15 protein-coding genes are annotated in these 14687 nt (G+C 58.4%); 7 read left to right on the top strand and 8 right to left on the bottom strand.

Annotated elements, in window-relative coordinates:
- Nucleotides 1–1082 (top strand): chromate efflux transporter (chrA, locus tag EKK30_RS18010; protein ID WP_290987123.1); only part of this gene is annotated, 1082 nt, incomplete at its 5' end.
- Nucleotides 1083–1661: 579 nt separating this feature from the next.
- Here chrA and EKK30_RS18005 read toward each other — a convergent pair.
- A complete protein-coding gene (locus EKK30_RS18005; RefSeq protein WP_290987120.1) occupies nucleotides 1662–1862 on the bottom strand; it encodes a hypothetical protein in 201 nt (66 codons plus the stop codon).
- Between the two features lie 698 nt (nucleotides 1863–2560).
- On the opposite strand from EKK30_RS18005, the gene EKK30_RS18000 reads away from it, so the two are divergent.
- A complete protein-coding gene (locus tag EKK30_RS18000) occupies nucleotides 2561–2803 on the top strand; it encodes a hypothetical protein (protein ID WP_290987118.1) in 243 nt (80 codons plus the stop codon).
- An 88-nt stretch (nucleotides 2804–2891) separates the two neighbouring features.
- On the opposite strand, the gene EKK30_RS17995 is transcribed toward EKK30_RS18000, so the two are convergent.
- Nucleotides 2892–3149 (bottom strand): hypothetical protein, encoded by a 258-nt coding sequence (locus EKK30_RS17995; protein ID WP_290987116.1) that lies wholly within the window; start codon nucleotides 3147–3149, stop codon nucleotides 2892–2894.
- A gap of 269 nt (nucleotides 3150–3418) precedes the next feature.
- Between EKK30_RS17995 and EKK30_RS17990 the strand changes: the two genes are divergently transcribed.
- A complete protein-coding gene (locus EKK30_RS17990) occupies nucleotides 3419–3646 on the top strand; it encodes a hypothetical protein (RefSeq protein ID WP_290987113.1) in 228 nt (75 codons plus the stop codon).
- A 24-nt stretch (nucleotides 3647–3670) separates the two neighbouring features.
- On the opposite strand, the gene EKK30_RS17985 is transcribed toward EKK30_RS17990, so the two are convergent.
- Complete coding sequence (locus EKK30_RS17985) at nucleotides 3671–4213, bottom strand: hypothetical protein (protein WP_290987110.1); 543 nt, start codon at nucleotides 4211–4213, stop codon at nucleotides 3671–3673.
- Nucleotides 4214–5801: 1588 nt separating this feature from the next.
- Here EKK30_RS17985 and EKK30_RS17980 point away from each other — a divergent pair.
- Nucleotides 5802–7049: a DUF763 domain-containing protein gene (locus EKK30_RS17980; protein WP_290987107.1), complete on the top strand. Its 1248-nt coding sequence runs from the start codon at nucleotides 5802–5804 to the stop codon at nucleotides 7047–7049.
- A 393-nt stretch (nucleotides 7050–7442) separates the two neighbouring features.
- Here the strand turns inward: EKK30_RS17980 and EKK30_RS17975 are convergent, their stop codons facing one another.
- Entirely contained in the window at nucleotides 7443–7640 is a 198-nt protein-coding gene (locus EKK30_RS17975) for a hypothetical protein (protein ID WP_290987104.1), read from the bottom strand.
- A gap of 209 nt (nucleotides 7641–7849) precedes the next feature.
- On the opposite strand from EKK30_RS17975, the gene EKK30_RS17970 reads away from it, so the two are divergent.
- Together EKK30_RS17970 and pabB are read left to right on the top strand one after the other, a co-directional pair.
- Nucleotides 7850–8074: a 2TM domain-containing protein gene (locus tag EKK30_RS17970; protein WP_290987101.1), complete on the top strand. Its 225-nt coding sequence runs from the start codon at nucleotides 7850–7852 to the stop codon at nucleotides 8072–8074.
- A gap of 111 nt (nucleotides 8075–8185) precedes the next feature.
- Nucleotides 8186–10093 (top strand): aminodeoxychorismate synthase component I, encoded by a 1908-nt coding sequence (gene pabB, locus EKK30_RS17965; protein WP_290987099.1) that lies wholly within the window; start codon nucleotides 8186–8188, stop codon nucleotides 10091–10093.
- On the opposite strand, the gene EKK30_RS17960 is transcribed toward pabB, so the two are convergent.
- From EKK30_RS17960 to EKK30_RS17950, 3 genes are all read right to left on the bottom strand, one after another.
- Nucleotides 10064–10276 carry a hypothetical protein gene (locus EKK30_RS17960; protein WP_290987097.1) on the bottom strand — a complete coding sequence of 71 codons (213 nt, stop codon included), beginning with the start codon at nucleotides 10274–10276 and terminating at the stop codon, nucleotides 10064–10066. The two genes, pabB and EKK30_RS17960, sit on opposite strands and share 30 nt — an antisense overlap.
- A 130-nt stretch (nucleotides 10277–10406) precedes the next feature.
- Nucleotides 10407–10583: a hypothetical protein gene (locus EKK30_RS17955; RefSeq protein ID WP_290987094.1), complete on the bottom strand. Its 177-nt coding sequence runs from the start codon at nucleotides 10581–10583 to the stop codon at nucleotides 10407–10409.
- A gap of 150 nt (nucleotides 10584–10733) precedes the next feature.
- Nucleotides 10734–12545 (bottom strand): hypothetical protein, encoded by a 1812-nt coding sequence (locus tag EKK30_RS17950; RefSeq protein WP_290987091.1) that lies wholly within the window; start codon nucleotides 12543–12545, stop codon nucleotides 10734–10736.
- Between the two features lie 456 nt (nucleotides 12546–13001).
- Here EKK30_RS17950 and EKK30_RS17945 point away from each other — a divergent pair, with 456 nt between their 5' ends.
- The gene (locus EKK30_RS17945; protein WP_290987089.1) at nucleotides 13002–13892 is read left to right on the top strand and encodes an alpha/beta fold hydrolase; all 891 of its coding nucleotides are present in this window, start codon (nucleotides 13002–13004) and stop codon (nucleotides 13890–13892) included.
- On the opposite strand, the gene EKK30_RS17940 is transcribed toward EKK30_RS17945, so the two are convergent.
- Nucleotides 13861–14586 (bottom strand): DUF2147 domain-containing protein, encoded by a 726-nt coding sequence (locus tag EKK30_RS17940; RefSeq protein ID WP_290987087.1) that lies wholly within the window; start codon nucleotides 14584–14586, stop codon nucleotides 13861–13863. The genes EKK30_RS17945 and EKK30_RS17940 overlap by 32 nt on opposite strands.
- Nucleotides 14587–14687: the final 101 nt, after the last annotated feature.

The following is a 14687-nucleotide window of genomic DNA, read 5'->3' as shown; positions in this document are numbered from 1 at the left end:
AACTGGTGCTGCGGCGGCGCTGGATCGACGAAGAAAGCTATGCTGATCTGGTCGCTCTCTGCCAGTTTCTTCCCGGTCCGGCATCGAGTCAAATCGGCTTTTCTCTCGGTCTCCTTCGGGCAAACAGTCTACGGGGCGGGATCGCAGCGTGGATAGGATTCACACTGCCCTCAGCAGCCATTCTTCTCGCATTCGCGCTCGGAGCGTCTTCGTTTCAGGGGCTCTTCGCCGTGGGACTTTTGCACGGTCTCAAGCTCGTGGCGGTAGCGATCGTTGCGCAAGCGCTCTGGGGTATGGCGCAAACGCTGACGCCGGATCGGACGAGAGTTGCGATCGCTGTCGCTTGCCTCTGGAACGTGATGGCTCTGCCCGGATCCTTCGGGCAGGTCAGCGCGATCGCAGGCGGGGCCATCGCGGGCTTGTGGTTGTGTAGAGGAACTGCCCCGGCGCTCAACGGCCGTTTGAACTTCCCGGTATCTCGCGCGCAGGGCGCCATCAGTCTTGCACTCTTCATTCTTCTCTTGCTCATTCCCGAGTTGCTGAAGAGCAATCAAGTCCTGGCGCTTTTCAGCGCTTTCTATCGTTCGGGAGCCCTCGTGTTCGGCGGCGGTCACGTGGTTTTACCGCTGTTGCAGAATGCGGTCGTCGATTCTGGGATCGTGCGGCACGGAGACTTTCTTGCTGGGTACGGGCTGGCTCAAGCGATACCCGGACCTCTCTTCTCCTTTGCATCCTATCTAGGGGCTGTGGCCGTCCATTGGCCGAACGGGATCGCCGGTGCGATGATCGCCCTCGTCGCTATTTTCTTACCTGGTCTCCTGCTGGTTTACGGCATGCTTCCCTATTGGGATGATCTTCGCTCCAATCCGTGGGCACAGGCCGCAATGCGCGGAGCGAACGCTGCGGTCGTCGGCATTCTTGGCGCTGCACTTTACAATCCCGTTTGGACGAGCGCGGTCATGGGCTCGCGGGATTTTGCGCTCGTGGTCGCTGCTTTTCTCTTGCTGACGATCTGGAAGGTGCCGAGTTGGAGCATCGTCGCTCTATTGGCGATTGCGGGGACTGCCTCGGCGTTTCTCTAAAGGCCCCTTTGGACAAGACTGGATGCGTGGCCCGATTTGCTCTAGGGGAAGAGCAGAGTTCGGGAGGAACCATGCATCGTCACGTCAAACTTTTTGCAATCGCATGCATTCTTGTGGCGATCGGTTTCGTCGCCGGCCGCTACATCATGATTACGAACGTGGCGCAGTACGATGCAACCCACCCTTGAGCGTTCAGCACCAGCGGTGTGACCACAGGCATCGGCGATAGTTAGACCCACCCCAGCCCCATTGGCTCGCACACATATGTTGAACGCCTCGGCAGCCTGCATATCCCGAGCGGTAATATCCTGAAGTGAAGGCATAGCCGTACGAGCGGGAGTATTCGATGCCGTACGGCGGCCCGCCGTAGCCGCCTGGACCCTTGCGCACCCAGTGGACGGGTTCAGCCGCCGCGCGGAGGTGGATACCACCCGGGACGAAGGGGCCCGCTGCAGCGGCGCCAGCATTTAGCCCGGTCGCGCAGACCAGACAGGCGAACACATATTTCAAGGAGAAGCTCCAGATGGCGAACCGGACGGTGGGCCAATTCTCGGAGCAAATGGTTGCGAATTGCCTACATTAACCGGCGGGCGCAGCAGGGACCGGCGTGGTGGATGCCGTCGGCGCGGCACCATGAACACGCGGATTTAGCTGACCGTAGTAGTAGGCGACCGTTCCGAGCGCGAACGCAGCCAGGAAGATCACCACTAGGACGTTCAATGTCCGGTCGCTGGCTTGCACAATGCCGTCGATGCCTCGATTATCTGACCAAAATGCCATCTGTTCTCCGTTACGGTGCGGGGGCGTTTGGGGTCGGCACATGAGGCACCGTAATTGGCGCGGTTGCCGTGAGCTCGCTGATCCCGGCGTCCGACAGGGGTCCGTAAATCAGCAGAGATATAAGCCCAAATCCCAAGAGGAGGGCGGCCAAGCTCCCCATGATCGACACGCGCCGGACTGCGCGAATCGCATCTGCTTCTTCAGAATTTTCTAGATATCGCCGATCCGGATTGGGCGTCATGCGCCATCCTCCAAACGAACATTGAAGGACTAACGGCGCGACTAGCTACGCGGTTCCGTAATGTAAGAAGAGAGCGGTGGGAAATACCGCTCTCTTCTTGAGCTTGTCGCTCACGACAGAACCATTTGGGGACGGCGCGGCTCTGTCTGCCGCCGATGAAACCTCTGGGGTAGAGGTTGACCCTGTAGATCCAGGGACAACAACTACTCAGCACACACGCTGCTGTCGGCGACAGTTAAGCAATCTGATTTGGTCTGCCACGGTCAAGGGCGCTCGCGAAATAATTGAACTACGGGCGATCTACAACCTAGTCGTCACCAGCTTGTAACGACTTATGCTCCTTACGAAAACGTATTCCGATTTCGCAGCTTTGTTCATCTCTATGACAGGAAGAAGAGGCTACCAGAACGCCACGGCGAAGCCATCAGGCATCGCGAGATTCGTTATGGAGCCAAATATGAAAACGTCCCTGACCGTGGCATTGGCCGCAGCTGCAATGATGCTCGGCGCTGGTGTAGCGAGCGCTGCAGAAGCAACCAAGCCGGTCCATCACCATCATCATCACGCTGCCAAGCACGTTGCTTCGAAGCCGGCTGCTAAAAAGCATGTCGCATCGAAGCACACGAAGAAGCACGTCGCTTCCAAGCACACGACGAAGAAGCACGTTGCTTCTAAGCACACGACCAAGAAGGCCAGCTAAGCTTTCACATCAGGTGCGAGGCTCCGTCTCGCACCTGATCTCATTCCGCAGATATTTTTTGATCGATCAATATTCTAGGCTGGCTATTCTAGTCGCGCGCCCCCTGCAGTATGGCATCGCTGAGCATCTGCGATAGCCCGATCAGCTCATGCAGCCCCGTTTTGTCGTCTTGAAGGATGCCGAGCGTAACGTTCTGACCATCTGCATCGACGCTGGCATAACAGATTGCCTTTAGTTCTCCGCATTCTGCCCGAGCCAAAAGCTCTTTCAAACCCACGATAATTCTTTGTTTCTCTTCCAACTCTTTCTTAGCGCGCTCACCACTTAGAAGAACCAGATTTCCCATCTGCTCACCTTCCGCATCAGCAACAGAAGTTCAGACCACCACCATGCTTGCATGCGTCGGGGCAGGTCGTCTTCAAAACTCGTAAAGTTTCACCATCGTTTGCGCTGCGGAAATGTCGGTTGCGGCAACAAGTGTTACGCCGCGGTCTCGCCACACCGGCGCCCCCGCGACTCACGATGTCGATTGCGGAACCGCGTTTGCCATATCGAGTTTCAGGTCCGTGTCATCGCGGCGCAAAGCTGGCGAGCAATATCGGACAAGGGATCCTCATGCCGGGCAGCTACACTTCTGACGAGCTGAAGAATCTCGCGCGTATCCTCAATGACATCCTCGTCGAAGCACGCCGGCATCGGCCTGAACTTTCAACGGACGACGTCGTGCAGCGCGTGTGCGCGCTTGCGGACGAAGGCGAGCGAGACCACGGCAAATTCTTTCGGGCAGTTCTGGGAACGCACCATCGTGCGGATACAAGCTGCTGCTCGCTCGAAGTAAATTGAAGCTAGTCTCACTCTGACGCCAATTCAGTGCCACAGCGCCGGATTGGTGATCAGGTCCAGAAGACCCACTTTCCTGCCGATGCTCGCTAAGTTTTCAGCTGTGCCGCCAGCGGGCAGACGACTATCGCGGAGCGTACCGCCCTTTGTCGCGGATTTCGGAACATGCTTCGGTCGCGAGGGGGGCGGAAGCGAGCCCGTCACTAATTTTGGATCGTCCGGATGGTTCGCCGCGAGGACGATGGAACGTGAGTCGTCCGCCTCCACAGCCGGTTGCGCAGTTTGAGGCGAGATCTCCGCTGCAGCCTCGTCGCGAGAAATCGAACTGGTGGTGACGTCCGCAAATTTGGCGCTCAATTCTTCAGCCGCTCGCCGCGCTCCAACCGCTGAGTTCGTATCGTTTACAGCAGTCGCATAGTTGGCCTGTCGCGCTTTCGGCACGAAGGCCGGCAGCGCAAAGGCCCCTGGCTCTGTCGCATTGCTTGCGGATGATCCGTCGGCCAGTACCGGCGCGGTATGCGCCGCAATAACGCTCAATGCTAAAATTAGTCTCGCTGCGATAAGCCCCATCGCTTCAATCCAGTGCTCCCCGAATCGAATTCAGCCAGTCGACAAGGGCGACAGAAAGGCCGGCAGGCTCCGAAAAGCCCTATCTGTCGGGAAGGCTTTGGACGCAGGAAGAAAAAACGCGGTCAGCGATGCAGACCTACGGGCGCCCCCCCAAGCGGGGCTTGGCTGACGTATCGGCATATTGGCCAGGTCTTGCGCAGTCCCAGACGATCGAGAGGGAACTAGGAATTTTTGGACAACGTTCCTATCTGCGCTAAGTCTCGAGTGGAACGTTTAGTTATGAAGAACTTCTCAACAGCGCTGGTTGCGGTGATCGCGTTTTTGGCCCCATTGGCGGCCTCTGCACAAGATGCGACGTCCACCACCCAAACCCAAACGCAAATAACGCCGGGCACCGACAGCCCCCTCACACCGTCGAACAATAACAGCAGCCCGCTCACCCCGAATACAACCAATCCCATTACTGGCCAGTCACAATCGCGAACTGTTTCGACGGCTCAGTCGAGTTCGGAGGTGCCCGCTACCCTCAACGTGGTTCCGATTGAAGCTAATCGCGTCGATCCGTCGGCGGACATCAATCTCCGGCTTGCAATAGATCCTGCTAGTACGTCAGCGGCAATGCTCAGCCCGAACGCGGATGGGCTGGCGCCGGTGACTGCCGGCGTTTCCCTCAATTCCGTCCAGGGCGCGACACCCTTTGCCACGCCGCAATTCCCCCTGGCTTCGTCCGCCAGTTTGTCATCGTCAACAAGCTTCTATCCAGCTCGACTGACAACACCTGGCAGTGGCTCCGGTTCGTCGTTCGGCGGCGCTGGGCTGATGCGCAGCATCACTGCGAGCATCAGACGATCGTCATCTACAGCAATGGGCCCGCTCGTTGGATCGGCAGCGGTCGTCAGTTCGAGCGCAGTCGCGACCAATCAACTCTCGTCTGCGCCGGCGACGTCATCAACTTTTATGCGCTCCACCGGCTCTTCATCAATTATTCGCCCCGCCGCCCTATCAGCGTCCACTCAGATGAGTTCGATCGGACCAACCGGCTTGCGCCCGGGCTTGCGCGGATCGTCCTCGTCCATGTTCGCGGGCCGAGGTTTCGCGGCTCATACATTCCGCAGCGGCGGACACCACTAACAACAGGTGCGCACAAGAGCGCACCTGGAACTGCAAGCGTGACGCGGCGTTTTCTCTTTTGGAAAGGGCAATCGACCCTTTCGTTATGGAGCACCGGCGGACCTCAGTTAGCCGGTGCTCCAATTGGATCTTTCGACAGGACTGGTAGATGAAGCTAAGCGAGTTCACGCGCCGAGCACGCGCGTCCCGGCTTGAGAAAAAGGCAAAGTTTGACGCCGCCTTTACGCGGGCACTTCGAGATCTCAAACTTGCTGAGCCTGGAGCAACGCAGGTCAAAGAGAACATTGCGCACTCTTACATGCGGAGCGATTTGAGGCGTCCCGTGTTGACGCTGTTTCCCCGCCACACCTCCGCTGAACTTGCACAGCAGCGAAAATAGCCGTTGGGCCATCGAGTGGTGGTCTCTCTCGGCCCGCTGCTTTTTGACTGTCCGACTGCGAATATGCGATGAGAGTATATGGCTCGTCGCTCCGGAAGTGCTGACCTCCCACTCCATACTGGCCACGTGCCTCCGTGGCTTGCCCGCAGAATGTCGTCTCTGGGCGCGGTTATATGCCAAGCGATCGTCGAACATTACGGGCGTGACGAGCTGCTGAGCCGGCTGGCCCATCCCTTCTGGTTCCAGTCCTTCGGCTCGGTCATGGGCATGGACTGGCACTCGTCAGGCATCACGACGAGTGTCATAGGGGCACTGAAGCGCGGTCTTGAACCACTCCGCGACGAACTCGGAATCTACGTTTGCGGCGGCCGGGGCCGTCACTCGCGTCGCACGCCAGAAGAACTCAATTCGCTGGGCGAGCGTATTGGCCTCGATGCCGATGGGTTGGTACGTGCAAGCCGCTTAGTGGCTAAAGTTGATAGTGCCGCAGTCCAAGACGGTTTCGATCTTTATTTGCACGGCTTCTTCGTGACCCGTGAGGGGCATTGGACCGTGGTCCAGCAAGGTATGAATGGCGACAAACGGCAGGCGCGACGCTACCACTGGCATTCGGAGGCGCTTTCGAGTTTTGTCGATCAACCCCACGCGGCTATTGAAGGGCCGGCGCAGGGAGAGATCGTCAACCTGACAGACCAGCGCGCGAGCCATTCGCGTTCAGCCCAGCTTGATTTGCTGGCAACTCTCGGGCCTGACCGTATCGTCAAGGAAGTTATGGCTCAATCGGGTGAAGAGCCGAAAGATCAATTTCAGCTTTCACTGCCGCACTTGGTGATGCCTGCCCACCACGACGTTCGTTCGAGCGACGTCTTCATCCGCCGGCTTCATGGAACGCTTGCGGCCGCCGCCGAGCAGGGGCCGGCAGATTTCCCCGACCTGCTACTTACGCCGGGGGTCGGCGCTAGAACCGTGCAATCACTCGCGATGGTCGCCGAGGTTGTGCACGGCGCACCGTATCGCTTTCAGGATCCTGGACGCTTTTCACTGGCGCTGGGCGGCAAGGATCGGCATCCCTTTCCGGTGCCGGTTAAGGTCTACGATGAGACGATTTCGGTTCTCAAAGTTGCGATGCAAAAGGCAAAGCTCGGAAATACCGAAATGCTTTCTGCCTTGAAGCGCTTGGACGAGCAGGCGAGGCGCTTGGAAGTGGCCGCTGATGGGCCGTCCTTCGCGAGCCATGTTGCCCGCGAGCGCGCGCTTTCTCACGAACTTGGAGGGCGTTCGGTCTTCGGTTGGGAGGAAGAAACCAAATTAGCGACCGGCTCGTAATGCGCGCCGGAGCAAAAAGCTATCCTAGGCTGCAAGAAGCGGATATCCTGCAGAAGAGTACCTTCGCATGGACGTGGTCTGGTTGACGGCGGGGAAACCTTCTCCTCGCTGCCCGGTTAGGATCAACACCGCGGACTGAGTGGGAGGAAAAAGCGCATGGATGTCGATATCGATCCTCGCTTTGCGTCACATTCGGGCGATTTCATACCGCCACGCCCGACTGTCAATTCCTGCTGGGCGAGTGCGATCGTTCTCCTGATCGGTGTCGTGCTGGCAGGCTCCGTATTTTTTGGCCGCGGCGGAAGTCATTCATCGCAGCCGAGCTCACAAACGATCACTGCCTCCGGGACCTCAGCCCGGTAATCGAGCCGAACCGCTCCAACATTCGTACTGTCAGTTCTTCTTTGCCTTCGCCTCTTCGGCAAGTTTTTCTACCAATTGCTTGTCGATGATCGGTGGCTTGCGGCCGAGGGGCCGGACCACGTCGCCGCTCTGGCGATCTACTGCAATAGCGTCACTACCTGGAAACGTCTCTTCGAGAGCTTCATTGAGCTGCTTGTCGATTTCGGCCTTGGATTTTTCTTTGTTCACCGGCGCCTCCAGGACATCTCGGGCAGTCTGGCCCGAGGGTATGACGAGGATCAACGCAGAACCTCGCCGCTGGATCCCTACATTGTAAGCGTGCGGCAGAATATTAACGGTGTGCGGGGCTACCCGTGAATTGTCGCGCCCTGTAGAGGTAAGATACATGGCGGCGAATGATGGCCTTCGCCAGCTCAAGCGATGGGATGGACACGGATATGATAAACAAGCTCTGGCAAGACCAGGGATTCAGATACCATTTTCTGGCCTATCTGGTCGTCAATGGCATCCTCCTCGTCGTCAACCTAATGCATCCGGAGCACCTTTGGTTCTTCTGGCCCCTTTTGGGCTGGGGCATCGGCCTCGCTGCTCACGGCTATGCCGCTTCAAAAGGCCCGCGGCCTCTGCGTCGCCCGCCCCCGGAGCAATTCCGGCGTCGCTGATGGATCGGTTCTGGGTGGAGATCGCGGCGCGACCGCTTGCTGCATCAACAGAGGCACTCTCTCTGCGAACAGCTTATGGAAATCCCGCCTTCGCCGCGTTAGAAGCGGCCCATGCAGTCAAGTTCACCCAAATTCGCCGCCGCTCCTTCCGCGACACCGAACGGCGCGGCCTCTGACGGCGGCGCGAAGCCGAAGTCGCCAGCTCTCGCGGAAGGTTTCGTGCTGCTCGACAACAGCACGAACATCGATGCCGTCTCCGAGCTGTTCGAAAAGCCGACGCAGATCATCCGGGCCGATGCGCCGGAAGAGGTGGGCGCCGCCCTTTCTGCGCTCCAGGCGGGTGTTTCTGGCGGTCTCCACGCGGCGGGATTTTTCTCGTATGAGCTTGGCTATCTGCTCGAGCCCAAGCTTGCTCATCTTCTGCCGCCGAATCGCAAGGTCCCGTTGCTTTGGTTCGGCCTTTATACAGCGCCCCGACAATTATCGGGTGCCGAGGTCCAAGGCTGGCTCACGGACGAAGCGATCGGGAATCCGACGTTAGGCGAACTCGCCCGCAGCTGGGATAGAGACGCTTATGTTCAGCGCTTTGAACAGGTGCAGAAGAACATCAGAAGCGGCGACATCTATCAGCTCAACCTGACCTTCAAGGCCAAGTTCAATTTAGAAGGCTCGCCGCTCGCGCTCTATCGCGATCTCCGCTTGAAGCAGCGCGTCGCCTATGCGGCCCTCGTTGACACTGGGGATGCGACCATCTTGTCCGCGTCACCCGAACTTTTCATAAACCAGCACGACCGTCTCATCGAGACGCGGCCGATGAAGGGGACGGCGCCTCGAGCCGGCACTCCTGAAGGAGAAGCAGAAGTCCGCACGGCCCTCTCAAAAGACGTGAAGAACAGGGCGGAAAACCTGATGATCGTCGACCTCATGCGAAACGATCTCGGCCGCATCGCTGATCTTGGCTCCGTGAATGTCACCGACCTCTTTACCGTCGAGACATTCAAAACTCTTCACCAGATGACGTCCGGCGTTCAGGCGCATCTGAAGGACGGCGTGGGCATTGTCGATATTTTGAAGGCGATCTTCCCGCCCGGGTCGATTACGGGGGCACCCAAGATCCGCGCGATGGAACTCATTCGCGAACTGGAGACGGAACCGCGGGGCGTGTACTGCGGCGCGATCGGCCGCTATTCCCCCGATGGGAGCGCTCAGTTCAACGTCGCGATTCGAACAGCAATCATCGACCGGAAAGGCTCAGGAGAGATGGGCATCGGATCCGGCGTGGTGGCCGATTCTGATGGCGCGAAGGAATACGCCGAATGCCTTCTCAAAATGAAATTCCTCACGGACCCGGTGCGCCGCTTCGAGTTGATCGAGACGATGCTGTATGTTCCCGGCGAGGGGCTTTGGCTGAAGGGCTATCACCTGGCTCGCCTCGCTGCGTCAGCTGCGTATTTTGGTTTCGCCTACGACGCCGTCAAAGTGCGCGACGCGCTTGATGCTGCGATCGCGACGGCGCCTCACGAGCGACTGCGCGTGCGGCTGCTTCTTGATGAAGATGGAATGGTGACCGCAACCGCAACACCGCAAGCGGAGACTGCGGCAGACGCCGTCATGCGGTATGTCGTGTCCGACACTCGCCTCAACAGCAACGACCTCTTTCTGTATCACAAGACAACGCGGCGCGAGCTTTATGACCGCGAATGGAAACACTACGCCGACACGCTCGGGGCCGATGAAGTCATCTACCTGAACGAGGATGGGGAACTGGCGGAAGGAAGCCGCACCTCGATCTTCATAGAGCGCGACGGCCAGCTGCTTACGCCGCGTCTCTCGGCAGGATTGTTGCCAGGTACGCTGCGCGCGGCTTTGATCGATGAAGGGCGTGCGCTCGAAGCGCGTCTGACCATCGACGACGTGAACGCCGCAAAGACAATCTATCTTGGAAATTCCGTCCGAGGTCTCGTGCGCGCCAAACCCCTTGTGCCACGGCTATCTGTTGACGACCGGCACGAGGCCTGAGCCAGTCCCGATCGACAAGCGGGTCACGGGATCGAGGTCCTTCAGCGACGAAGCCTGCCGCTCTTGCCGCGCGGCGATAGCCACCGCCACGAGCGCAGCAAGTGTCAGCATGATAGCCGTCACGATGGCTTTTGATGAAAGCCGGGCGCGACGAGCAAAGACTTCGGATATTTCTTTCGCCATGCCGTTTGGATAGTTATGCCAACGGCAACGCTCCAGATCACGGGATGCCGCGCGACACCAGCGCACATGAATTGGGCAGACGCTGCCGCTGCAGTGGCGACCGGCGGGTCAAGTGCCGACCTGCCTTCAATTACATGCCCCTGACCATGCAGCCGAGCATCAGCAGCGTATACGACCCCAGCATGGCCCAGGATTCATTGCCGGTCAGGCCGGGGATCTCCGCGCCGAACCATTTCGACATCAGCACGATCACGGTCAGAATGACTGACAACATGAACGTAATGATGCCCGGTGCCTTCAATCCCATGTCGTGAGTCCCCTCCTCGCCTCTTAAACGAACGCGCATATCCACCCCCCCTCTGGGTCGCAGGCCTATATTCGCGAATCCTTATAGCAGCCAGCTGTCATAGCCGAGACGACGCTGGGCGGATTGATGTGGAAAGCTGGGGAACTGTGGCTAGGTGCGGCCGGGCTGTGGCCCGGAAATCCTTCGCGGCCGAAACAGCCGGCCGACCCAGAAGAGCATTATGAGCCCGAGAATTCCGGCCAGCGAGGCGGCAGCCGGGTGTTTGTCCCAAAGCAGAAACGGGTCGACTCGGCCTTCCCATGCCAACGTCGCATCCCTGACGAGCGCGCCGGTCGAAAGCCCAAGATTGGGAGCAAGCATCATGTCCACCGCCGCCGATTGGTCCCGGCTCCCGATGATTCGTTCGCGGACACGCTTGGACGCCAAGACTTGCATCTTGACGGGCTCGGCAGCGACGAGTTGCAAGACCTTCTCGCGGGCTCCGGGCTTCAATCCTGAAAGATAGCCTGCAAGGGCCTCAAGCTCGTCGTCGGAGAGCGATCTCAGCAGAGCATTGAGGTCGTTAGAGTTGAGCGTGAAGAGAAGATCGCGAGCGCTGGCCGGCACGCTGGCAATTTTGATGATCGCTGTTCGGTCTTGTAGCGCAAGGATGCGATCGAGAGACGCGCGTGTGAGATCCTTCGGCTCGATTCGCTTGTGCAACTCGTAATTGACGACAGTGGGAAGCTGATCGCCTGCCAGCGCCGACCAGTCCAGACCCGCTTGTATCGATTTAAGATCGCGCGCGATCTCCATTCCCTTCTCGGGCATCAGGTGAACGGCCGCATTGAGCGAACCGTCCTGCAGCCTTTTCAGTATGGCGCCTTCACCCTCGGACGCCATGAGGATCGATACGACCTCGTCGAGGCGCGGGAGGGCCTCGGGCTTGACGCCATCGAGGAAAGCACGGAATTCGCCGTTTTGCTCAGCGAGCCGCAACACCAGCGCGTGAGCCCGACGAAATGATTGCCATACCTCGATGACCTGATCCGCCGCCGCCTCGGCAATCTCCTTGACGTGGTCGTTCATCTGCTGATTTAGCGTGATGGCGAGCTCATCCTTCACTTTGTCTTTCGTTGCAGGCGCCTTCATCTCTTGGGCGATGATCGGCAGCACGCCGTTTCGGAAGTCCCACAGATCCTTGGCGATCAGCACTAGGCCGACGCCGCCGGCAACGACCGAAACCAAGCGGGACAGGACGCTGCCAACGATGCGTTGACCGACACGGGAAGCCAAATTTGCAAGCTGGCGGCGCACGATGAGAATTGTCGCGCCTGCGAGACCACCGCTAGTCTCATTCAAGACTGAGCCCGCTGAAACGTTGCCGGAGCCCTTGCTCGGATCGACGATAACGCCCTTGCTGGCGTCCCCGGCAAGCGCACTGGCGACGGCGGAGCCGTACCTGGGCCCGACGTAGGCCTTGAGGCAATCAAGTAAAGGCTGAGCCGCGTCCGAACTGGCAAATTCGATGGTCTTGCCGACCTCTTTTGCGACGCCCGCGGCCAGCTCCTCGATGCCTGTCTTCACCGCGTCTGAGCGGTACACCCTCTCTGCGACCATCGTCGCGAGCTGCTGAGCCTTTTCGCTGTAAGCGAGAGACTGGAGCCTGTCCGACCAGCTTGTCTCGTTGGTGACATCGCTAATCGCAATATCGACCCTAGTATCGATGATCTGGTCGAGATTTCGTACCCGCCACTGCTCGGCGACAAGCGCGCGATAGTCGAGGGACCTCGTGCCGTTGGTGAGGGCATCAGTCGCAATGGCAACGACTGCCGTCCTTAGCGCGTTGTCGTCTTTGGCTTGGCAAGCTTCGTACTCTGCGCGGCTGATTGGCTGCGCAAATGCCGAGAGGGAGACGATCTGGCCTGAAATTACAGCTGCTGCAGTCAGTAACGTAAAAGGCGAACGGAACGAAAATGCCACTGCAGCCCAGCCCTAACCAAATCCGGCAAGCAGCGTTATGCGAACCTGCGGCCGGTAAATTGGCGAGGAGTATATGCTTAAGATTGCGTGGGAACAGTGGCTTTCGGCCTAAATTTGAGCGTCATAGGGGGATCTCAGACGTCATATGATGATGTGAGAGGAAACTACTATCTTCACGGGAAAATTCAGCCGGTCCGCAATCGTGTGCTGCAATGCAGCAACACATTATCAAAGAAGAGGCGCGGCATGACGTCCAGCTTAACCAAACAGCAGTAACCAGATGTCAAAACGTATGGTGTTTTCAGTAACTTCGTAATAGCTTCACAATCCACGTCTCAACTACGGGAATCTGCAAAGAAGCTCAAATCTACGGCGACGCGACAAAGTTGCGTTAGCATCTGAAGCAGCCGCGTCGTAAGAGCCTGCGGCAGGGAAATAACGAGTTCAACGTAGGTAATGAAAAACAAAGAAAAATTTCAGGCCCCTCGTGGAAGTCTGTACATCCCCGGCGGCCGTTCGGGTGTGCTTCTGATCCATTCTCTTGGGGGTTCGCCGCTTGAGATGAAAGCAGTCGCGCATGCGCTCTCACGCAAGGGTATGACTGTTTATTGTCCGGTCGTCCCGGGGCTGACGTTCGGCACCGACATCTCCGGATTGTCGACTTGGCAGGACTGGTACAAGTCCGTCGCAGCCGCTTTCGATCACATGCGGTCGGTTTGCGATAACATCATCATTGGCGGTGCTTCGGCGGGATCTATCCTGGCCTTGAGGCTCGCAGCTTACCGGCAGGATCAAGCCTGCGGTTTGATGCTCTTCGCTCCGACCCTGTCCGTGAACGGCTGGGCCATTCCGAAGACCATCAAGCTCTTCCATCTCGTCACCGACAAGTGGACGGCGCGGCTCTTCAAGTTCCGCACGCCGGCTCCTTACGGCATCAAGGACGAGCGTGTTCGTAACTTCGCACTCGAATCGATGCGCGGTTCGGACAACCTCCCGGCCGATATCACTGAGCGGGGCGGTGGCACGGTTTATGAGTTCCTGTCGCTAGTCAGGAACGTTCGCCCAATGCTGTCGCTGGTCAAACTTCACACGTTGATCTTCCACCCCCGTCACGATGACCAGAGCGACATCAAGAACACCATGGCGCTCCAGCGCCGTCTCGGTGGCTTGGTTGAAGTCTCAGTGCTTGACGACAGCTACCACCTGGTGACGCTGGACCGTCAGCGCGGCTATGTTGTTGACCGGACAATGGAATTTGTCGACCGTCTGCTTGCGCGTCAGGCCGACAAAGTCTCCGTCCAGAAAGCAGCTTCGACTAGTTCGAAGCAACTGGGGGCTGCTGAGTAGCAGCCGTCGCTTTTTCCGATTTCTTCTTGTGCGATGACTTCGCAACGTCGGCGGCTCCAAGCTTGGAGGCGCCGACGTCGTTTTTAGCTTTCTTCGTCGTCGCGCTCGCCGCAGTAGCCTGCTTCTTACGCACGGCAGGTACGGGGGCCGGTACGGCGCCAGGAAGCGACGCTTGATCTTTGTCGCACGACGGTAGGTCAGCGGGGGCGCGGGTCCAGATGAAGGATTTGCCCAGGAAGCGCATGCCTTTGTAGCCGGTCACTTTCAAAGTGTCCTGATCCACCAAGTCTAACGCGACGCTATAAGATTTGCCTTCTTTGGGATCGTAGACCCAGCCGTTATCAAAGCCGCTGTCGACCTTGACGAGGTCGCCCATGATCGGAAGTCCGCAGATTGGACGATTCCGCATGGCGGGCTCGGGATTGAACCGATCGATCTTCGGCTTGCCGTTGTCAGCCATCGGCTCCTTGAGCCAATAGATTTTCGCGCAGAGCGTCGTCGGCGTGCAGATCTCGATCTTGACCGCGCCTTTGCCCGTGTCGTCGTACCAGACACCGACTTCCTTCGGATCCGCAAAAGCCGGAGCCGCGGCGAAGGAAGTACCGAGAAGCAAACCGGCCGCGGCGAAGGCAGCGCTCGAACGTCTGGAAGTATTGATGCAACGCATGACAATAAACCGCAGATGAAAGCCCAACTTTCAATCTCCTATGCCGCGAAGAAGGCGAAACATTGGAACCAATTTGTTAAACCCTCGCTAAGCCTTCATCAATTCTGAGGCACTTCGAGGTTGGTCGG

Origin of the sequence: Hyphomicrobium sp. (genome assembly GCF_003987855.1) — a bacterium.
Lineage (GTDB): Bacteria > Pseudomonadota > Alphaproteobacteria > Rhizobiales > Hyphomicrobiaceae > Hyphomicrobium_B.
The sequence above is the reverse complement of the archived record's forward strand: the minus strand, read 5'-3'. Positions and strand labels throughout refer to the sequence as shown.